General features: G+C 43.7%; 20 protein-coding genes and 1 pseudogene. 17 read left to right on the top strand and 4 right to left on the bottom strand.

Annotated features, from left to right (window positions below; all coding sequences use genetic code 11):
- A pseudogene (locus tag ABWY16_RS00160) lies at positions 1-331 on the bottom strand (M1 family peptidase); the annotation flags it as partial.
- A 233-nt stretch (positions 332-564) separates the two neighbouring features.
- On the opposite strand from ABWY16_RS00160, the gene sufB reads away from it, so the two are divergent.
- The 8 genes from sufB (at position 565) to ABWY16_RS00120 (ending at position 9878) form a co-directional block, all read left to right on the top strand.
- Positions 565-2010: a Fe-S cluster assembly protein SufB gene (gene sufB, locus ABWY16_RS00155; RefSeq protein WP_353902624.1), complete on the top strand. Its 1446-nt coding sequence runs from the start codon at positions 565-567 to the stop codon at positions 2008-2010.
- Between the two features lie 21 nt (positions 2011-2031).
- On the top strand, positions 2032-2805 hold the full coding sequence (gene sufC, locus ABWY16_RS00150; protein ID WP_353902623.1) for a Fe-S cluster assembly ATPase SufC: 774 nt from the start codon (positions 2032-2034) through the stop codon (positions 2803-2805).
- A gap of 13 nt (positions 2806-2818) precedes the next feature.
- Positions 2819-4138, top strand: a complete 1320-nt coding sequence (gene sufD / locus ABWY16_RS00145; protein ID WP_353902622.1) for a Fe-S cluster assembly protein SufD — start codon at positions 2819-2821, stop codon at positions 4136-4138.
- A gap of 11 nt (positions 4139-4149) precedes the next feature.
- Positions 4150-5373 (top strand): aminotransferase class V-fold PLP-dependent enzyme, encoded by a 1224-nt coding sequence (locus tag ABWY16_RS00140; protein WP_353902621.1) that lies wholly within the window; start codon positions 4150-4152, stop codon positions 5371-5373.
- A 5-nt stretch (positions 5374-5378) separates the two neighbouring features.
- Entirely contained in the window at positions 5379-5801 is a 423-nt protein-coding gene (locus tag ABWY16_RS00135; RefSeq protein ID WP_353902620.1) for a SufE family protein, read from the top strand.
- 9 nt (positions 5802-5810) lie between these two features.
- Positions 5811-6122, top strand: a complete 312-nt coding sequence (locus ABWY16_RS00130; protein ID WP_353902619.1) for a DUF59 domain-containing protein — start codon at positions 5811-5813, stop codon at positions 6120-6122.
- Positions 6122-6766 (top strand): helix-turn-helix transcriptional regulator, encoded by a 645-nt coding sequence (locus ABWY16_RS00125; protein ID WP_353902618.1) that lies wholly within the window; start codon positions 6122-6124, stop codon positions 6764-6766. The genes ABWY16_RS00130 and ABWY16_RS00125 overlap by 1 nt, the downstream gene beginning before the upstream one ends.
- A gap of 97 nt (positions 6767-6863) precedes the next feature.
- A complete protein-coding gene (locus ABWY16_RS00120) occupies positions 6864-9878 on the top strand; it encodes a lantibiotic dehydratase (RefSeq protein ID WP_353902617.1) in 3015 nt (1004 codons plus the stop codon).
- Here ABWY16_RS00120 and ABWY16_RS00115 read toward each other — a convergent pair.
- Positions 9862-10581 carry a LytR/AlgR family response regulator transcription factor gene (locus ABWY16_RS00115; protein ID WP_353902616.1) on the bottom strand — a complete coding sequence of 240 codons (720 nt, stop codon included), beginning with the start codon at positions 10579-10581 and terminating at the stop codon, positions 9862-9864. The two genes, ABWY16_RS00120 and ABWY16_RS00115, sit on opposite strands and share 17 nt — an antisense overlap.
- A gap of 5 nt (positions 10582-10586) precedes the next feature.
- Positions 10587-11654, bottom strand: a complete 1068-nt coding sequence (locus tag ABWY16_RS00110; RefSeq protein WP_353902615.1) for a sensor histidine kinase — start codon at positions 11652-11654, stop codon at positions 10587-10589.
- Positions 11655-11773: 119 nt separating this feature from the next.
- Here ABWY16_RS00110 and ABWY16_RS00105 point away from each other — a divergent pair, with 119 nt between their 5' ends.
- Together ABWY16_RS00105 and ABWY16_RS00100 are read left to right on the top strand one after the other, a co-directional pair.
- Positions 11774-11926, top strand: coding sequence for a hypothetical protein (locus ABWY16_RS00105; RefSeq protein WP_353902614.1), 153 nt, complete (start codon positions 11774-11776; stop codon positions 11924-11926).
- A 167-nt stretch (positions 11927-12093) separates the two neighbouring features.
- The gene (locus ABWY16_RS00100; protein ID WP_353902613.1) at positions 12094-12768 is read left to right on the top strand and encodes a lipid-binding SYLF domain-containing protein; all 675 of its coding nucleotides are present in this window, start codon (positions 12094-12096) and stop codon (positions 12766-12768) included.
- 9 nt (positions 12769-12777) lie between these two features.
- Here ABWY16_RS00100 and ABWY16_RS00095 read toward each other — a convergent pair whose 3' ends face one another.
- Positions 12778-13674 carry an AraC family transcriptional regulator gene (locus tag ABWY16_RS00095; protein WP_353902612.1) on the bottom strand — a complete coding sequence of 299 codons (897 nt, stop codon included), beginning with the start codon at positions 13672-13674 and terminating at the stop codon, positions 12778-12780.
- Positions 13675-13814: 140 nt separating this feature from the next.
- On the opposite strand from ABWY16_RS00095, the gene ABWY16_RS00090 reads away from it, so the two are divergent.
- The 7 genes from ABWY16_RS00090 to ABWY16_RS00060 all read left to right on the top strand — a co-directional run bounded on the left by ABWY16_RS00090 (position 13815) and on the right by ABWY16_RS00060 (position 21026).
- Positions 13815-14144, top strand: coding sequence for an L-rhamnose mutarotase (locus ABWY16_RS00090; protein ID WP_353902611.1), 330 nt, complete (start codon positions 13815-13817; stop codon positions 14142-14144).
- A gap of 4 nt (positions 14145-14148) precedes the next feature.
- Positions 14149-15813, top strand: a complete 1665-nt coding sequence (locus ABWY16_RS00085; RefSeq protein WP_353902610.1) for a UxaA family hydrolase — start codon at positions 14149-14151, stop codon at positions 15811-15813.
- A gap of 25 nt (positions 15814-15838) precedes the next feature.
- Positions 15839-16603 carry an SDR family NAD(P)-dependent oxidoreductase gene (locus ABWY16_RS00080; protein ID WP_353902609.1) on the top strand — a complete coding sequence of 255 codons (765 nt, stop codon included), beginning with the start codon at positions 15839-15841 and terminating at the stop codon, positions 16601-16603.
- 8 nt (positions 16604-16611) lie between these two features.
- Positions 16612-17472: a fumarylacetoacetate hydrolase family protein gene (locus ABWY16_RS00075; protein WP_353902608.1), complete on the top strand. Its 861-nt coding sequence runs from the start codon at positions 16612-16614 to the stop codon at positions 17470-17472.
- A gap of 1 nt (position 17473) precedes the next feature.
- On the top strand, positions 17474-18259 hold the full coding sequence (locus ABWY16_RS00070; protein ID WP_353902607.1) for an SDR family oxidoreductase: 786 nt from the start codon (positions 17474-17476) through the stop codon (positions 18257-18259).
- Positions 18260-18277: 18 nt separating this feature from the next.
- The gene (locus ABWY16_RS00065) at positions 18278-18646 is read left to right on the top strand and encodes a hypothetical protein (protein WP_353902606.1); all 369 of its coding nucleotides are present in this window, start codon (positions 18278-18280) and stop codon (positions 18644-18646) included.
- Between the two features lie 73 nt (positions 18647-18719).
- Positions 18720-21026, top strand: coding sequence for a TonB-dependent receptor domain-containing protein (locus ABWY16_RS00060; RefSeq protein WP_353902605.1), 2307 nt, complete (start codon positions 18720-18722; stop codon positions 21024-21026).
- Positions 21027-21121: the final 95 nt, after the last annotated feature.

The following is a 21121-nucleotide window of genomic DNA, read 5'->3' as shown; positions in this document are numbered from 1 at the left end:
TGTACTTCAGCGGAACATTTTTTCCGTTTTTCACAATACTCAGGTTTTTAATGTCCATTCCCTGGGCATCCAGTCGCAGTGAGTCAGTAGGGTACAAATGAGGTTTGATAGTTACCCATTCCTTTCCATACATGTGGCGTTTCTTGTAGTTGAAACTGACATCCAGTTTTGTATGGATCAGGTCGTTAACCTTAGTTGCCGTTGCCCGGTAGATATCCATCTGCGGATCATCCTTTTTGTCCTGTGCAAACGCAGGGAGGCAGGCTGCGGCGGCTGTAACCATTAACGTACTTACTACGGTATGGCGAAAGTGTTTCGTTTTGATATTCATTTTTTGCGCTTAGTAATAGACCGTAAAGCTATGAGGAGTATTTATAAAAACAAACCAGCTTTTCATATAATCGTTTAAATCACTGATTAATGAGAGAAAAAACGCCTGTTTATTGTAATTAGATGGTAATAAACAAAGTAAAGCCTTGGTTTATTATAGCTGTTGGTTATCTTTGTACCTGTGCTTATCTGAATACTCTCTCCTGAGTTCTGTAAGCGTTAAATTGAATAAAGATGGAAAAAGATGATATGATGCTAGATGAGTTGGCAAACAAGGAATACGAGTTTGGATTTGTCACTGACATTGACATGGATATTTCGGAAGTCGGGCTCAATGAAGATACGGTACGATTTATATCTGCGAAAAAGAATGAGCCGCAATGGCTGCTGGACTGGAGAATGAAGGGCTTTAAGGCTTTCCAGAAACAGGATATGCCGAAATGGCAAAACTTTGAAATGCCGGAGATTGACTTTCAGTCGATTTCTTATTACGCAGCGCCGAAAAAACAGGCCAAATATGCTTCACTTGACGAAGTAGATCCTGAATTACTGAAGACTTTTGCAAAACTGGGCATCCCTATGTCAGAGCAAAAGCAGCTGGCTGGTGTAGCTGTAGACGTAGTATTTGACAGTGTATCTGTGAGTACAACTTACAAGGAGCATTTAAATGAAATGGGAATTATCTTCTGTTCCATCAGTGAGGCGGTGAAAAACCACCCTGAGCTGGTACAGAAATACCTGGGAACGGTAGTCCCTCATACAGACAATACCTTTGCATCCTTAAATACAGCGGTTTTCTCAGACGGTTCATTTGTGTATATCCCTAAAGGTGTACGCTGCCCGATGGAGCTGTCTACTTATTTCAGGATCAATGCCGAAAATACAGGTCAGTTTGAACGTACGCTGATCATCGCTGATGAAGATAGTTATGTGAGCTACCTGGAAGGTTGTACTGCACCGATGCGTGATGAGAACCAGCTGCATGCTGCCGTAGTGGAACTGATTGCAATGAAGGGTGCAGAAATTAAATATTCAACCGTACAGAACTGGTATCCAGGTGACAAAGACGGAAAAGGAGGGATCTTCAACTTTGTAACAAAACGCGGAGCCTGCCGTGGTGACCATTCCAAAATCTCCTGGACACAGGTAGAAACAGGATCTGCGATTACCTGGAAATATCCAAGTCTGATCCTTCAGGGAGATCATTCATCAGGTGAATTTTATTCTGTAGCTGTTACCAATAACAAACAGATTGCTGATACCGGTACAAAAATCCACCATCTGGGTGCCAATACCAAAAGCCGTATCATCTCCAAAGGGATCTCGGCCGGTGAGGGACAAAACAGTTACCGTGGTTTGGTGCAAATGGGCAGCAAGGCCAAAAATGCCAGGAACTTTACACAGTGTGATTCACTGCTGATCGGTGATCAGTGCGGTGCACATACATTCCCTTATATTGAATCCAAAAATAATACTGCTACGATAGAACATGAGGCTACTACATCTAAAATTGGTGAAGATCAGGTGTTTTATTTAAACCAGCGTGGAATTGATTCTGAACAGGCTATAGCTTTAATCGTTAACGGTTATGCAAAAGAAGTACTGAACCAGTTGCCAATGGAATTTGCTGTAGAAGCGCAAAAATTACTCTCTCTTACACTGGAAGGTAGTGTAGGATAATCATAAAAAACAAACCATAATATGTTATCAATAAAAAATCTTCATGCTAATGTTGAAGGAAAAGCAATATTAAAAGGGATTAACCTGGAAGTAAATGCTGGCGAAGTACATGCGATCATGGGCCCTAACGGATCCGGAAAGAGTTCTTTGGCTTCTGTACTCGCGGGACGCGAGAACTATGAAGTAACCGAAGGTGAAGTATGGCTGGACGGCAAGAACCTGCTGGATATGAAACCTGAAGAACGTGCCCGTGAGGGTGTTTTTCTGGCATTTCAGTATCCTGTGGAAATTCCTGGTGTTTCTAATATTAACTTCCTGAGAACGGCATTGAGTGAGATCCGTATTCACCGTAACCTGCCACCACTTTCAGCGAAGGATTTCCTGAAAATGACTAAAGAAAAGCAGGAACTTGTAGAATTTGAAGCTAAACTGGCAAACCGTTCATTAAACCAGGGTTTCTCCGGCGGTGAGAAAAAAAGGAATGAAGTGTTCCAGCTGGCGATGCTTGATCCGAAATTATCAATTCTGGATGAAACAGATTCAGGACTGGATATCGACGCCCTGAGAATCGTTTCGAATGGAATTAACAAACTGCGTTCTGCAGACAATTCTTTCGTACTGATTACCCACTATCAGCGTTTGCTGGAATATATTGTGCCTGATTTTGTGCATGTATTGTACAATGGCCAGATCGTACGTTCGGGAACTAAAGAACTTGCACTAGAGCTTGAAGAAAAAGGATATGATTGGCTGAAAGAAGAATTTCACGGTCAGGAATCTATAAATACAAAATAAAATGGTAAATCTAATGACAGCTCCATTGTACGATAAACTGATTGCTGAATTTGAAAATTCTGAAAGCGCATCAGGTACAAATGGTGATTTATCGACTATAAGGAATACTGCTTTTGACCTGTTTAAGGCAAAAGGTTTTCCTACACTAAAAGACGAGGATTGGAGATTTACAAACCTTGGTCCATTCTTAACTGATGATTTTTCCTTTGTAACCGGAGAAGCAGAAGAAGATCAGGTGATTGCTGCAGTGAACAAAGCAACGATACCTGGCCTAAATGCCTATTTATTGGTATTACTTAATGGAAAGATCCAGCCGGCACTATCAGTATTGCCGGATGCGGAGCACATCAGCATTCATACAACCAACAGCATCAGTGACAGCAGTGTTTTCAGCGAATTTGCATCTCTTGATGCAAAAGAGACAAACAGAATGCTGGCCTTAAATACTGCTTTGTTTACAGACGGATATTTCCTGGAAGTACACAAAAATGTAGTTTTGGATAAGCCAATTCAGATTGTAAATCTTTATGCGGCAGATGACCATGCATTTTTTCAGCCAAGGCACCTGGTAATTGTAAACCAGAATGCAAAGGCAGAACTGATTGAAACCAGCATCTTTATCACGAATGGGCACCGTGCCATATTGAACAGCGTGATCCAGGCAGATGTTAAGGAAAATGCACAGCTGATACAATACAATATTCAGAACAATCTGCCGGATGAAAGACTCATTACCTATAACCAGGTAAGACAGGAGCAGAACAGCCGTTATGATAACTTTACGTTTAACCTGCCGGGTGCGGAACTGATCCGTAACAACCTCGAGATTGAACTGAACGGCAGCAATACAGAAACCCACTTATTTGGTCTGTACCTTGTAGGCGGCCAGCAGTTAACCGATAACCATACCGCAATACACCATAAATTTCCGCATTGCGAAAGCAACGAGGTTTATAAAGGCGTGTTGCTGGAAAATGGTAAAGCCGTTTTCAATGGTAAGGTTTTCGTAGAACGTCCTGCCCAAAAGACCAATGCATTCCAGCAAAACAACAACCTGCTGCTGAGTGATAAGGCACAGGTATTTGCCAAACCACAACTGGAAATATATGCTGACGACGTTAAATGCAGTCACGGTTGTACAGTTGGTCAGTTTGATCCTGAATCATTGTTTTATCTGCGTGCAAGAGGCATCAGCGAAGAGTCTGCCCGTAAATTACTGGTAGAGGCTTTTATGTTTGATGTAACGCAGAAGATCAGTAACGAAGTGGTTAAAGAATATGTACAATCTTTAATTTACAGCAAGATGGAAAATTCATTTTCATCTGTCGGTTAATCTACAAGACCATGGGAAAATTAGCGATTGAAACTATAAGGAAAGATTTCCCTATACTTGATACCCAGGTTTTGGGTAAGAAGCTGGTATATTTTGACAATGCCGCTACTACACAAAAACCTGTACAGGTACTGAAAGTACTGGAAGATTATTACGAACGCTATAACAGTAATGTGCACCGTGGTGTGCATACGCTGAGCCAGCAGGCTACAGCGGGATATGAGAAAGCACGTCATACTGTTGCAGCCTTCATCAATGCCGCTAGCAGTGATGAGATTATCTTTACTAAAGGCACAACCGATGGCATTAACCTGGTTGCTTCTTCGTTCGGAAGAAAATTCCTTCAGAAGGGCGACAGCATCCTGATTTCGGCATTGGAACATCACTCCAATATCGTACCCTGGCAGATGATCTGTGAAGAACGCGGGGCTACTTTAAAGGTGATCCCTATGGATCTGGATGGTGTGTTAAAACTGGAACTTCTGCCGGAACTGCTGGATGATAGTGTTAAACTTTTATCTTTCACCTATGTTTCCAACTCATTGGGTACCATCAACCCTGTACGCGAAATGATCCGTCAGGCGCATGCAAAAAATATTCCTGTAATGATGGATGTGGCGCAGGCGATACAGCATATGCCGGTTGATGTACAGGAACTGGATGTTGATTTTATGGCTTTTTCCGGCCATAAGATATACGGGCCAACTGGTATCGGTGTATTATATGGTAAAGAAAAATGGCTGAATGAACTTCCTCCGTACCAGGGTGGTGGTGATATGATCAAAACGGTAACCTTTGAGAAAACTATCTACAATGTGCTGCCCTACAAATTTGAGGCAGGTACACCAGATATTTCCGGAGCTATCGGGTTGGGAGCCGCTATAGAATATGTGAACAGCATAGGTCTGGAAGCGATTGCTGAAGCTGAACATGAAATACTGACTTATGCTCTGGAGCGTTTAGCCGAAGTGCCGGGGATACAGTTTATTGGTAAAGCTGCAGAACGTGCCAGTGTGATCTCCTTTTTAATTGAAGGTGTGCATCCCTACGATCTGGGCGAATTGCTGGATAAACAGGGTATAGCTATCCGTACAGGACACCATTGCACAGAACCTGTGATGGATTTCTTCGGGATTCCGGGAACCTGCCGTGCATCTTTTGCATTTTACAATACTACCGACGAGGTAGATTTACTGGTTGCAGGCATCAAAAGAGCTGCGGCCATACTTATATAAAAAGAATGACGATCAACGAAAAACAGGACGAGATTATTGAGGAGTTTGAACTCTTTTCTGACTGGATGGACAAATATGAAAATATCATCGAAATCGGTAAAGAGCTTCCTTTAATTGACCCGCAATATAAAGTGCCGGAGAAACTGATCAAAGGCTGCCAGTCGAGCGTTTGGCTGCAGCCTGAATACAAAGAGGGTAAGATATTTTTCACTGCAGACAGTGATGCGATCATTACTAAAGGGCTGATCAGTTTAATGGTAAGGGTTTTATCCGGACACAGCCCGCAGGAAATTGTTGACGCTGATCTGTATTTTATTAACACCATAGGCTTGCAGAATCACCTGTCGCCCAACCGTTCAAACGGTTTGCTCTCGATGGTAGGACAGATGAAATTGTATGCTGCTGGTTTTGTTGAACAGGCTAAATAATTGATAATTATGTCAGAATTACCTTTAAGAGACCGCATAGAAGAAGCCTTGCATACCATTTATGACCCCGAATTGCCGGTGGATATATTTGAGCTGGGCTTGATCTACAAGATCCAGATGATGGAAAATAATGGTGTACACATCTATATGACACTTACTGCACCGGCCTGTCCGGCTGCGGGAGAAATCCTGGGTGAGGTTGAAACCAAAGTGAAAGCACTTGAGGGAGTAGGCGATGTGGAAGTACGCCTTACCTTTGATCCGCCCTGGGACAGGGACATGATGAGCGATGAAGCCAAACTGGAAATGGGATTCATGTAATGGAAACGGATCATCACAAAGCGCCATTCAGAGAACGGGCTGTAGAGCTGCTGAAAACCAGCGGCCCTCAGTCTTTATCGTCACTTGCTGCTGAGTTTCAGGTAACGGTAGAGGGGGCACGTTTTCAAATGCTCAGGTTAGAAAAAGAGGGTATCGTTACCTCCAGCAAAACCGTAACCGGAAGGGGCAGGCCACAGCAATTGTGGTCACTCACCAGTATGGGGCAGAACCGTTTTCCGGATACGCATGCGGCACTGACCATAAAGCTGATGGAAATTATGAAAGAAACCCTGGGTGAACAGGCGGTTTCCAGGGTGATCCATGCCAATGGCGACAGGGGTACCAGCAGGTATCTCGAAGCTTTGGAAGGGATCACAGATCTTGAAAAAAGATTAAGTGCTTTTGTGTCAATACGCACAGGAGAGGGGTATATGGCTCAGTTTATCAAAGATGAAGAAGGCTTCATTTTTATTGAAAATCATTGCCCTATAGGAGCAGCAGCCCATGCTAATCCTGCAATTTGCAGTGCGGAATTCAAAACCCTGCAAACCGTCATCGGAGAAAATGTTGCTATCAAAAGGATAGAATACATTGTTGATGGCGGCAGAAGATGTGCCTACCGCATATTTTCTGCTAAATATTAATCCATTACTTTTTTTATTTCAGGCGTAGAAAAAACCTTTTGAAAAATGGTTATAAATTGCTGCAAAATTATTTTTGTGTGATCTTAATTAACCATTTATGCGTCAACTACGTATTGATCCCTTTGTACTTGTCCGGTCCCCGGCGTACAGCTACCAGAAATTTAATGAAGAGTATCTGAAAACAGTCCTGAAGACCGACTTTTTCAGGGCAAGCCTGTTTTTCGCCAGCCATACACTGTATACCGAACTCAGGAAGAAAGAGTTTGAGTATGAGCAGCTGAGCGGCTCCGTCCGTGTAACACTCTGGAAATACCTGAACAGAATGTGCTACAGGGCATTACCCTACGGGCTTTTCTCTTCGTATTCGTCCGGAACCTGGTCAGACACCAGTGGGGGAAGCCTTTATTTTTCCAACAATGATGAACTTATTGTTCATCCGGATTTCAAAGTATTGCTGGATTGCATAGGCAGCCTGGATACCAGCGCTTTTCAGGAACTCAGGTATTGTACCAATAATTCCCTTTACCAGTCTTCAAGGGAACTCCGTTTTATCAGTCAGGCCTATTCTGCACAAAACAAATTTGCTATCGTACAGATCAAAGTTACCCCGGGCTTAAACAAACTGTTGAAATATATAAGCAAGGGACGTACAAAAAATGAGATCATAACATTCCTGAAAGTGGAATATGGTGAGGATGCACCAGCAGAAGATTATTTTCAGGGCCTTCTTGGCGGGCAGGTAATCGTTTCTGAATTGACCCCGAATGTAACAGGGGATCCTTTTAACCGGCGCTGCCTCGGGTTGCTGCAGAAATATCCCGGTATTGACCTGAAAAACTTAAGCTCGTTCAGGCTATCCTTAAAAACTGAGCATCAGCGCTGTGCAGTGGCTGGAAGTGATTGCGGTCTTAAAACACTCATTGCACATATCGACAAACTGATTTCGAGAAATGACGGCAACTCAAGCTACAGTTTATACCAGCGCAGTGTTGAGGGTGGATTGGACAAGCGGCTGCAGGAAAAGCTAATCACTTTGATCCGTCAGATGGACCGGCTAACGGCCGATCATCAAACCGATCCTCTGCGCCAGTTTAAAAAGGACTTCCTGCAGAAGTATGATCAGCAGGAGGTGCCACTGATGCTTGTGCTTGATCCCGGATCAGGTATCGGTTATGAAAATATGGCCGCAGCCTTTAATGCACAGAATGATGATTTCATTGATGAACTGCGGGTAAAACAGGAAGGGGAGGCCAGTGCGAAATGGGGAGCCTTAGAGAAAATGATCTTCAGGAAATGGAACAACCTGAAGAACCCGGGCGCAGATAAAATTATAATTACTGAAGAAGATTTGCAGGAACTGCCTGAAAGCAGTCAGCCATTGCCCCCCGGACTCTTTGTGCTTTTCAGGAATATCGATGAAGAGATCTGGGTAGACGGGGTCGGTGGCGTATCAGGTATAGAGCTAAGCGCCAGGTTTAGTACAGTGGGTACGGCAATGGAAGATGCGCTTAAAAAGATCTGTGAACAGGAGATGGCTGTGAATGATGAATTTCTTTTTGCGGAAATTGCTTATTCACCAAATGACAGGACCTCCAATATCAATCAGCGAGGGCATTATTATCCCTATGAAATTCCAGTACTCACACATGCGGTAAGGCCTGATCGCTTTACCATAAAACTGAGCGACCTGGTAATTTCGGTGAGAGATAACCAGGTATTGCTCAGGTCGCTCAAGCTCAACAGGTATATCTTACCGCGATTGTCATCTGCATACAACTACAAGATTTCCAGTATACCTGTGTTCAGGTTTTTATGCGACCTGCAGTACCAGGGGGTCAAAGCAAACCTTTCATTATCGCTAAGCGGCCTCTTCCCCGGAATGGATTACTATCCGCGGCTGCAGATGGGAGATGCAGTACTGAGCCCCGCCACACGCGTATTGAATGAGCAGAAGCTCAGGGAAATTAGTTCAGCAAAAGGTCCATTCAATGAAGATTTAAATATTCCGGCACATTTTAAATTGCTGGAAGGAGATAACTTTCTGGTTTTCAATCAGCTTGATCCCAATGACATGTCCATGTTCAGGAAATGTATCAAAAATAAAAAGACAGTTACCCTCACTGAGTATATTACTCCTGAGCGTGCAGATCTGTATGACCAGCGGGGGCAGCCCTTTGCAAGTCAGCTGATTGCCTGCGTGATCAACCAGTCAAAATCGTATCATTTACCTGCTGGCCCGCTGGTTCAGTATCCTAAACAGCGTTTAAAAGTGAAACGTTCCTTTCTCCCCGGTGAGGAGTGGCTTTATCTCAAACTCTATGCGCACTACTCTTTAACGGATGAGATTCTTTTGAACTTTATCCTGCCGGTGGTGCGGAAATACAAAAAAGATAATCCTGAATTCAAATGGTTCTTCATCCGCTATCTTGATCCGGGATATCATCTCCGGCTGCGGTTCTATAGCGGCAACAAGCCTTCCTATGAGTTGCTCTCCGATTTGATACATAAATTGCAGCCATTGGCTAAGGAGGGGAAGGTGTCTGATGTGATGCTCGACTCCTATCAGAGGGAGCTGGAGAAATACTCAGTTTCGCTCATCAGCGAAGTGGAATCATTTTTTTACAGGAACAGTGAATTCATACTGTCCATGTTCCGCAAAAATGAGCTCAATACTACTTTTAAGCTGAGTTTTGCGGTAAACACGGCCCTGCAGATCATCCATTGTTTTATCAGGGACAAAAAAGAACGATCAGATTTTTTGTATGGCGCGCTGCAAAACATGTCGGCTGAATTTAACCGGGATAAGGAAGTCATCCGTAAACTCGACCTGAAATACAGGAAGTTCCAGCAGCAGCTGGTGGGAAACCGGCAGCACCTGGAGATGCAGAAAAACCGGAAGGCTTATGGTGATTTTCAGCTGATGCTGAACGCGTTGGTTAGTAAGCTTGGCGACTGGAGCAGGGAAGCCCGTTACAACTTACTGATCAACCTGGTACACATGCATGTGAACCGGATATTCGAAAACACTCCGAGGGAATACGAATACCTGATCTACCACTTTATGAGAAAACACCAGTCCTTTCTTAATTACACCACTAGCGATGGGTCTTGATAATATTATTGTTGATCTTTTTGAGCAGCTTGTCCTTATAGGAGGATCCGATAGGGAAAATCATTTTGTTGATCATAATTTTATTCCCTTCCATCAGGGTTACCTTATTGATATTCACGATGTAGGATTTATGTATGCGTATGAAGGTCTCAGGCGGCAGGCCTGATTCAATTTCTTTCATCGTGAGGTAAATAATATGATTATTCGGAGGGGTATGGATAACGATATAGTTGTTTAGCCCTTCGATAAATTCTACGTCATTAAAATTGATTTTGAGCATTTTACCCTTGATGCCGGGGTTAACAAAAAAGTAGGTGTCATTTTTTGCCTCTTCCTGTACTTTCTTCTCCAGCTGGGCAATCACTTTCGTCAGCGATTTCATAAACCGGCTGAAAGAAATAGGTTTGAGCATAAAATCCGAGATGTTCTTCTCAAAACCTTCAACAGCATATCCGGCATGCCCGGTGGTAAAAATGATTGCCGTATTCTGGTAAATCAGGTCAGCCACATCCAGTCCCGAGATCTCTGGCATATCTATGTCCAAAAAGGTTATGGCGATGTCTTTGCGTTCATTTATAAATTTTACAGCCTCCAGGGGATTCTGGGAGGAACCGATAATCTCCAGTTGACCGCTGTCTTTTGCATACTTTTTTAAAGTGTCGATGGCATGTGATTCGTCATCAATGATAAAACATTTATACATAAAGCTTATAAAGTTATTTGAAGTTCAAAAATAAAATCCTCATCACTTTCGGATACATGAATATGATGGGCATCTGAATAATAAGCATCTAACCGTAACTTCAGGTTTTTAAGTCCAACGCCGCCGCTCGGGATGTGTTTGCGCGATTTCAATTTTCTGTTCCGGCTGGTCAGGTGTAAGCGGTTCCCCTGGATTACCAGATCGATTGTCGCAGGATGGCTGGTGTTCTTAAGATCGCCATACTTGAAGATATTCTCTACCGGTGTCAGCAGTACCAGGGGCAGGATCTCAATGGCCGATGTGTCGCCAGAAACATTAAAGGCGAGCTGCAGGTTATGGTCAAATCTGAACTGATTTAAACTGATAAAAGTGTTGATCTGTTCTATTTCGTCGTCCAGGTTAACTTTACCTGTCTTGGGTGTATCGGTTATGGCATAACGCATAATATCTGACAACAGTAATATTGGTTCTGCTAACTGGGGCGCGCTGTTTAACGACGAATTGTAAAGGAAGTTGAGCGTGTTAAAGAGAAAGTGCGGGTTGATCTGTGCCTTCAGGAAAGCAATTTCCGAGTCGGCTAGTTTTTTTTGCAACTGTTCCTGCTGCAGCTGACTGCGCAGCTTGTTCTTTTCGAGGTCATAAACCTTCTTCCTTTCTATGATAATGTTGAGTGCAAACCAATAGCCTACACTGAGCCCTATAAAGTATATAGATCTCCAAACAGTATTCACAATCCCCAAACTAAGGTTCCTGAAAGGACTCACTGCAGTAACTTTCATGTAAAACAGGATTTCCGAGAAGGTATACTTCAGCAGTGCCGAGCTGACAATCGCCACAACGACCAGGAAGACAGTGAGGTAATAGCGTTTTTTATTCCAGTTGGGCAGCACATAATGCGCATTAATATAAAATAAAGCTATGTTAATGAAGTACGCATTAAAATAATCTAATAGTGTCCAGAATTTACCGGATATGATAATGGTAATCAATGACTCATAAAGGATAAACAGTATCCATACCAGCAAATGGGTAAGGTAAAATCTGCCGGCTTTACTGTTTTTTGTAGGAATCATATATTCAAATATAAGGGATAATATGCTCATTTACCTTTACATTATTGGCGTTCGCGTAATATCTTTTATAATAACTTGAGACAGACTTAAAATTGATGTAAACCAATAAACCATACATCATGAAAAAGTCATTCTCAAAATCCCTGAAACTGGAAATCAAACCAGTATTCCAATTTTCTGCTACAGAAACAAAAGGACAGAACCTAAGTGATCCTACAACTGTTACTATTGCCACAACAACTTATATTTTTCAGAAAGCTGATCAGAAGTAATCCACCGGGATGCTGAAAAAGCCGGAATTGGCTGAAGAAAAAATAGGTTTAACTGTTAAGTGTAAACATTAGCTATAATTTTCGCTTCAGCCAATTCTGGCTTTTATTTTGTTCTTATAGCAAACAGAAGCCTGGCTTCAAAATTTATGAACAAAAAAAATCAGACTATGAAAATTACGAATTTAAAGGGAGTTTTGCTTTTATGCGCGGGACTTTTCCTGGGTGCTTCGGCCTTTGCCCAGGATAAAGAACAGAAAAAAATTGAATCGGCAACTACGGTATTGTCAGACTTCGCCAAAATGAAGGAAACTATTCCGTCTGAACTGCTGGCAGTTACGCAGGGAATCATCATTATACCTAAAATGATTAATGCAGGATTGGTTGTAGGTGCAAAAAGAGGTAAAGGTATTGCCATGATTAAAAATGCCGATGGCAGCTGGAGTAACCCTGCCTTTGTAACTATGACCGGCGGCAGCGTTGGTGCACAGATTGGCGTTCAGTCAGTAGACCTTGTCCTGATATTCAGACATAGCAAAAGTTTAACGGAAATCAACAAAAGCAGTTTTACGCTTGGCGGAGATGTTTCTGTAGCAGCTGGCCCGGTTGGAAGAAGCTCTACGGCAAATACAGATTATAAACTGGAAGCCGAGGTGTATTCTTATTCAAGAAGCAAAGGACTGTTCGCAGGGATTTCATTGAACGGTGCTTCACTGGATATTGATGCCGTGGCCAACAAAAGCTTTTATGGAAAACCTACTACAGCTTCTGCCATTTTCAAGAGCCCGGCAAGTACTGCTGCCGGAGTAACAACATTGAAAACTACTTTATCAGCAATGAAATAATTGAGCGTATCAGATCATCAGGGAGGATGATTCTTTTCTTTCCTGGTGAAATTCGCGCTGATAATTCATCGGGCTTTTACCGGTGATCGATTTAAAGTACTTATGAAAGCTGGCAAAATTGTAAAAGCCGCTTTCATAACAGATCTGCTTCACATTGATCTTGTTTTCGATCAGCAATTTACAGGCATGACCTATTCTTATTTCATTGATGAACTGAGAATAGGTCTTTCTGGTTCTTGATTTAAAGTAGCGGCAAAAGTAATTGATGCTCACATGGGCTATCTCCGCTACTTCTTCAGTCTGGATCTTCCGTTTAAAATTAGCCAGCGAAAACTCATATATCGCATGGATCCTGTCGTTTTCTGTTTCTTCAAAATTGTGCCTGAATCCCATTGACGAAAGCAGTTTGTTCTGGCTGCAGTTTCCGATGGCTGTCAATGCCTCCATCAGCAGAATAATTTTTTTAGTTCCTTCAGCTTTGAGTAGCTGCTCCAGTAAGTCTCCAATATCGTGTCTGATTTGTCCGCCGATCTGAATGCCCCGCCTGGCTTTCTCGAGGGTAAGTTTCATCTGTGTATTTTCGGGCAGGTTCAGAAATGTATCCCCCCAGAAGTTCTCATTAAAATGGATCACCCTCACATCGGCTGCCGTATCCACATTTTCATCAAAATAAATATCGTCAAAACGCCAGTAATGGGGCAGGTTGGCACCAATCAGGATCAGGTCACCCGAACGGAAACGTTTGATGCTGTCGCCAATAAACTGGGTACCGTTACCTTTTTTAAAATGAATGAGTTCCACTTCGTTGTGGTAATGCCAGCGGTTATTGATATAGGGCACATTATCCTGGCGGGCACTGAACGAATTGACAGGGGTGGTAGATACTTTTAAAAGCTGGGGTTTCATTTCTTTTGTTATAATTGGTAACAGATTACAGGTAAATATGCCAAAATCATTTAATCTTTTGTTCAAATGATAAAAAAAATCCTGACAAAATTGCCTTCCTTTGGGTAACTGAATATACACCACATCTAAATTTATAGGTTATGAACAGATATTGTCTAACACTTGATCTCATTGACGATCCGGAACTGATCGCAGATTACGAAAGATTACATCAGCAGATATGGCCCGAAATCTATATCAGCATCAAAGAAGCCGGAATAGAGGAGATGGAGATTTACCGGTTGTCCAACCGGCTTTTTATGATCATGGATGTAAACGCAAGTTTCAGCTTTGAAAAGAAAACCGCAATGGATACTGGAAATGAAAAAGTACAGGAATGGGAAACGCTGATGTGGAAATATCAGCAGGCTTTACCGGGAGCAAAACCCGGAGAGAAATGGATGTTAATGAATAAAATTTTTGAACTTTAAACCTATGTCGGCAACACAAATAACGTCGTATATACAAATACATCCACTGGATAATGTGCTGGTGGCCCTGGTAGACCTGCCGGCAGGAACCAGGATTAATTTTAACGGGCAGAGTTTTGACCTGCTGACCGCAGTTTCGGCAAAACACAAGTTTACGCTTACAGCCCTCGCTCCGGGCAACCAGATCCATATGTATGGGGTACTGGTGGGTAAAGCAAGTGAAAACATCCCCCTTGGCTCTGCGATTACAGTAGATAATGTAGTACATGCCGCAGAAGATTATGCCCTGGGAGAAAGAAAAACTCAATGGCAGCAGCCAGACGTTTCTGCTTTTGCAGACCAGACCTTTATGGGTTTTCACCGTGAGGACGGCAGCGTAGGAACGGCCAATTACTGGATCGTGATCCCATTGGTATTTTGCGAGAACCGCAATGTAGAAGTGCTGAAAGAAGCGCTGATCGGTAAACTTGGTTTTAAAAAACCAAAGAGTTATGAAAATGAGGTAGATGGGTTAATTGCCCTGTACCAGACCGGGAAATCGGTTGAAGATATTTTGAATGCAGACCTGCAGCGTTCGGCAGTAGTGAGCCAGACGAACCAGTTGTTCCCTAATATCGATGGAATCAAATTCCTGAACCACGATATGGGTTGCGGAGGCACAAGAATGGACTCTGATACGCTGTGCGGATTACTGGCCGGATATATTACCCACCCGAATGTGGCTGGTGCGACAGTGCTGAGCTTAGGTTGCCAGCATGCGCAGGCAAGTATTTTACAGGATGAGATCAATAAACGTGACCCGAACTTTAAGAAGCCCCTTGTAATTCTGGAACAGCAGAAGCTGGGTACGGAAAGCAAATTGCTGGAAGAAGCACTGAAACAAACTTTCGCTGGATTGATGCAGGCTAACCGCCAGCAAAGGAGCCCGGCACCTTTATCTAAATTATGTATCGGACTTGAATGTGGCGGATCTGACGGATTCTCGGGTATCTCTGCGAACCCTGCACTTGGTCATCTTTCAGATATCATGGTTACCCTGGGCGGGAGTGTTATTCTTGCAGAATTCCCGGAGCTCTGCGGGGTTGAACAGGAACTGAGCGACCGCTGTACGGATGTCGCAACAGCAGAGCGCTTTATGGGATTGATGACCACATACAATGCATTAGCAGAGGCTACGGGTTCTGGTTTTTATGCCAATCCATCCCCTGGTAATATTAAGGACGGCCTGATCACAGATGCGATCAAATCGGCAGGTGCAGCAAAAAAAGGCGGCAATTCTCCCGTAACAGCGGTATTGGATTATCCTGATAAGGTAAGCAAGCCGGGATTAAACCTGCTCTGCACACCGGGAAGCGATGTGGAAAGTACTACTGCAGAGGTGGCGTCCGGTGCAAATATCGTTTTGTTTACCACCGGCCTTGGCACACCAACAGGAAATCCTGTTGCTCCCGTGATCAAAATCTCTACAAACACAGCATTATACAATAGAATGCCTGATATCATCGATATCAACTGTGGAACAATCATTGAAGGCAGGGAAAGCATCGAAGAAGCAGGAGAACGCCTGCTCCGCTATGTAATAGAGGTGGCCAGCGGCAATATCAAACCTAAGGCAGTAGAATTGGGACAGGATGATTTTATCCCCTGGAAAAGAGGAGTTTCTTTATAATTTGATAGATCATTAATTTGAATATATGTTTAGTTTAGAAGGAAAAACAGCCATTGTAACCGGCGGCGGAAGCGGCATTGGTAAAGCTATTTCTGTATTGTTCGCCGCACAGGGTGCACAGGTACATATCATTGAACTCAATGCAGCAGCGGCAGAGGAAACAGTGAATGAAATTAAGGAAAAAGAAGGCGCAGCTTTTGCATATGGCTGCGATGTAAGCAACCAGCAGGAAGTACTGAAGGTCTTTAACCAGATCGGTAAACTGGATATCCTCGTAAATAATGCCGGTATTGCCCACATCGGAAAAGCTGATACCACCAGCGAAGAAGACTTTACCAAGGTGTTCGACGTGAATGTAAAAGGTGCATACAATACCTTATTCGCCGGAATACCGTTATTGAAAAAAAGTAAAAGTGCAGCGATCCTGAACATGGCGTCAATAGCTGCCGTTGTTGGAATTACCGACAGGTTTGCCTATTCTATGAGCAAGGGAGCAATTTTTGCGATGACGATGTCTGTTGCCAGGGATTATATGGCAGATGGCATTCGCTGTAACAGTATTTCACCTGCAAGGGTACATACACCTTTCGTAGATGGCTTTATAGCAAAAAATTATGCAGGACAGGAAGAAGAAATCTTCGCAAAACTGTCTAAAAGCCAGCCTGTGGGAAGAATGGGCAGACCGGATGAGGTAGCTGCACTGGCATTGTACCTCTGCGCTGAGGAAGCCGGATTTGTAACTGGAAATGACTATCCGATTGACGGAGGATTTATAAAACTTAATAACTAAATACTGATATGAAGCTAATAAGATGGGGTGAAGCCGGTAAAGAAAAAACTGGTGTGATCATCAATGATGTGCAATATGATACTTCTGCCTTTGGCGGAGATTACAATGAAGAATTTTTTGAGAACAACGGACTGGAAAGACTTGCTGAGTTTGTAAAAGCAAATGAAGGAGCGCTGATCGAAGTTCCTGCAGCTGCCCGTTTGGGATCACCCATTGCCCGTCCCTCTAAAATTGTTTGTATTGGGCTAAACTATGCGAACCATGCAAAAGAAACCAATGCGCAGATTCCTGCAGAGCCTATTATATTTATGAAATCCACTACTTCACTGGTAGGTCCTAATGATCCGATCATTATCCCTAAAAATTCTGTGAAGACGGACTGGGAAGTAGAACTGGCCGTAGTGATCGGTAAAAAAGCATCTTATGTGGATGTAGCTGATGCGCTGGACTATGTTGCAGGTTATACTTTACACAATGATGTATCTGAGCGTGAGTTTCAGCTTGAAAAAGGTGGTACATGGGATAAAGGTAAGGGCTGTGATACGTTCGCACCAATGGGCCCCTTCCTTGCAACACCTGATGAACTTGGGGATGTCAACAACCTTCGCCTCTGGCTAAGCGTAAATGGCAGCATGATGCAGGATGGAAATACATCTGATTTTATATTTGATGTGCCTACAGTGGTTTCCTACCTGAGCCAGTTCATGACATTGCTTCCGGGTGATGTAATTTCTACAGGTACACCTGCGGGAGTAGGCCTGGGCTTCAATCCGCCGGTCTACTTAAAAGAAGGTGATGTGGTAGAATTGGGAATTGACGGACTTGGAGCTGCGAGACAGGAGCTTAAGGCCTATGTAAAACAGGGATAACATGGACTTGCAGTTAAAAGATAAAATAGTAGTCGTAACCGGTGGTGCAAAAGGCATCGGCGCAGGCATTGTTCGTCAGCTGGCGAATGAAGGGGCCATCCCGGTAATTGTTGGCCGGAACGAGGAAGATAACAGCAGATTGCTGAATGATCTTGCCGCTCAGGGGCAGGAGGCCTTTCAGGTGCTTGCTGAACTGACTGATCCAAAGCAAGCTGGGGCTACTGTTAGTCAGATTATCGAAAAGTTCGGAAGAATTGATGGACTGGTAAATAATGCCGGTGTAAACGACGGCGTGGGACTGGAGAACGGAAGTTATGATGCTTTTGTAAGCAGTCTCCATAAAAATGTAATCCACTATTACATGATGGCTCAGGAATGCCTGCCCTGGTTAAAAAAGAGCGGGGGTGCAATTGTAAACATCGGATCTAAGGTGGCCGAAACCGGTCAGGGCGGCACATCAGCCTATGCTGCCTCCAATGGTGCACGAAATGCACTTACGAGGGAGTGGGCCGTTGAGTTACTGCCTTACAGTATCCGTGTAAACGCTGTAATTGTAGCGGAATGTTATACACCATTGTATGAAACCTGGATCAATTCGCTGCCGAACCCTGAAGAAAAGCTGGCAGCTACACTGGCCAAAATTCCTTTGGAAAACCGGATGACCACCGCTGAGGAGATTGCCAACGCGGTATTGTTCCTGTTGTCACCTAAATCAAGCCATACTACTGGTCAGCTGGTTTATGTGGATGGTGGATATGTTCATTTAGACCGGTCGGTTAGCGCTTAGTTTTTATATATTTGCAAAATGTTCAAAAGCATACTTGCGCATATACTGATCTTTACTACACTTGCTGCTAACTTTAGTCAGCTGTTGGTATATGCAGGTTTTGAACTGAACGAAAATTATATTATCTCCGAACTGTGTATCAACCGCGATAAACCTCAGCTGCGCTGTAATGGTAAGTGTTACCTGATGCGGAAGTTAAAACAGGCGGAACAAAAAGAAAAAAACAGGGACCGCGAAAATCAGCGGTCGTTATTCCAGCTGGGAGTGGTAGTGGAGAAACTTTCATTTTCCCCGTATGCAGTTGATATTGCAATGGAATACCAGAGTGAAATACCCTTTCGCCTGCCTCAGTTTGCTGCTGATATCTTTCAGCCTCCACGCGCATAAAATCCCTATTGTATAACACCGGTATCTTTTGATACCGGTGGTTTTTTTATGGACTTTTATTTCGCAATTTCTAATGAACATCATCAGATACATCATTATGCTTGCTGCTTTCGCTATACTTTCCAGAGGTGTACAGGCGCAGGACAAAGCTGTTACAGGCAGCATATACGACTCACAGACTAAACAGGCGCTTGCCGGTGTCAGCATTAAAAACTCAAAAGATCAGCTGCTCGCAGAATCTGACCAGTACGGTCATTTCTCTTTCCAGCATTCCGGTGCTGATCAAATCATCAGATTTGTACTTGTAGGTTTCAAAACCCAGGAACTGAACTATACTGCAAAGGAAGGTACCCTCAATATCCAGCTCGACGCAGATGAATCAAACCTCAACGAGGTACGCGTTACTGGTTTTGCAGGGAACCGCAGCAAAAAGGAAACTGCCGGTGCTATAGCCCTGATCACAAGTAAAGATATCAACCGAGGGAGCGGTATGTCATTCCAGCAGGCGTTGAATTCAGTTCCTGGTGTGAGAATGGATCAGAGTACACTTTCCGAAGCCAGGATTTCAATAAGGGGCAATGGCGTACGTTCTTCCTTCGGACTGAGGAATATCAAAGTATATCTCAACGATATCCCGGTTACGGAAGCCGATGGTACCACACGTATCGAGGCGCTGGATGTAAACAGTATCGGCAGGGCCGAAGTCATCAAAGGGCCCGCTTCCAGTATTTACGGTGCGGGTACAGGCGGGGTGATCAATTTCCAGTTGCAGCGTTCTCCATATGGGGAACAGAGTTTTGAGGCATCGGCCCTGGCCGGCAGTTATGGCCTGCATAAACTTGCTGCTACGTTCCGGAGTGGTGGCGACCAGATCAATAGCTACGTATCTTACGGATGGCAGGAATATGATGGTTACCGTCAGCACAGTAACGACATGAGAAGGTTCCTGTCCGGTAACTTCCAGCTTTTCCCCAGCAATAAGCGTATAATTACCCTGCTGCTGAACAGAACAACACAGTATTCGCAGATTCCCGGATCATTAACGGCCAGTCAGGTAGCTGCTGATCCGGAACAGGCCAACGCCAGCAACCTGGATAAACAGGCGGGGCGTTACCAAACCTGGACAAGGGTAGGGCTGGGACAGCTATATAAGTTTAACGACCGGTTTTCTAACAGTACCAGCGTATTTACTTATTCTTACGACCTGAACCATCCGCTTCCCTATGCCTACCTCCGCAATTTCTACCAGAGTTATGGCGGAAGGACAAGTTTTACCTACGACGCGGGATTTGATGTATTGCCTACCAGGTTTATTGTAGGGACAGAATTCAATCAGGGACTCACAAAAGGCACGCAGTATGTAAACAATCAGGGTAAAGAAGGTGCTCTGACAGCGAATATCGACTACCGTAATACGCAGTACTCTTTGTTTTACCAGTCGGAAACCAAACTTGGAAGCCGTACACTGCTTACACTGGGACTAAGCTATAACAGCCTTAAATACGACGTGTCAAATTATCTGCTTCCTGCCCAGAGCGGGATCAAAGATTTTAATCCGCAGGCTACACCACGTATTGCCCTGAGCCATAACTTCTCTGAAGCATTGAGTTTACATGCCAGTGTAAGTTCCGGCTTTTCGCCTCCGTCAAGTTCAGAAGTAAAAAATGTTGACGGATCGATCAATCCGAATCTGCAGGCTGAGAAAGCATTGAATTATGAAATCAATGCCAAAGGAAACCTGTTTCATTCCAGATTCAGTTACGACCTTGCCCTCTTCAAAATGGATATGAAAGGGGAGCTGATTGCCCAGTCGGTTCAGCAGGGAATAACCATCTATAACAATGCTGGTAAAACCTCGCACAACGGAGCTGAACTTGCCTTATCCTGGCAGGCACTAAAACCTGAAGATAAGAACATAATCGCGAGTCTGAGACCATTTGTAGCCCTAACCTATTCAGATTTTAAATTCAGGGATTACCAAACGCTGAACGCTGCCAATCAGGTGACTGCAAGCTACAACGGGAATAAACTAACCGGCGTAGCGCCATGGGTTTTAAGCGCCGGTCTGGATCTGGAAACGCAGTTCGGCCTGTATGTAAACCTGAACTACTACTACAATGATAAGATGCCTCTAAACGACCGGAACACAGATTATAATCCCTCTTACGGTGTTGCAGGTGCCAAACTGGGCTATAAGAAGCAATTGAATAAATCCTTTGAAATGAACATATACGGAGGAGTAGATAATATCCTGAATGAATCTTATAGTTCTATACTTTCATTAAACGCTGTAGGTGTGAGTGGCGGGCAGCCGGCTTACTTTAATCCTTCTCCCAAGAGAAACGGATACGCCGGTTTGTCTTTAAAATATTTCTTATAAAAACAAGCACTGTCTCATTTGATGTCTTCGGCTGCATGTAAGCGCCCGGCAGCATCAATGAGGCAGTGCTTGTTTTTAAGTGATCCTGAATAGCT

The sequence above is a fragment of the Pedobacter sp. genome (assembly GCF_040513095.1).
GTDB lineage: Bacteria > Bacteroidota > Bacteroidia > Sphingobacteriales > Sphingobacteriaceae > Pedobacter.
The sequence above is the reverse complement of the archived record's forward strand: the minus strand, read 5'-3'. Positions and strand labels throughout refer to the sequence as shown.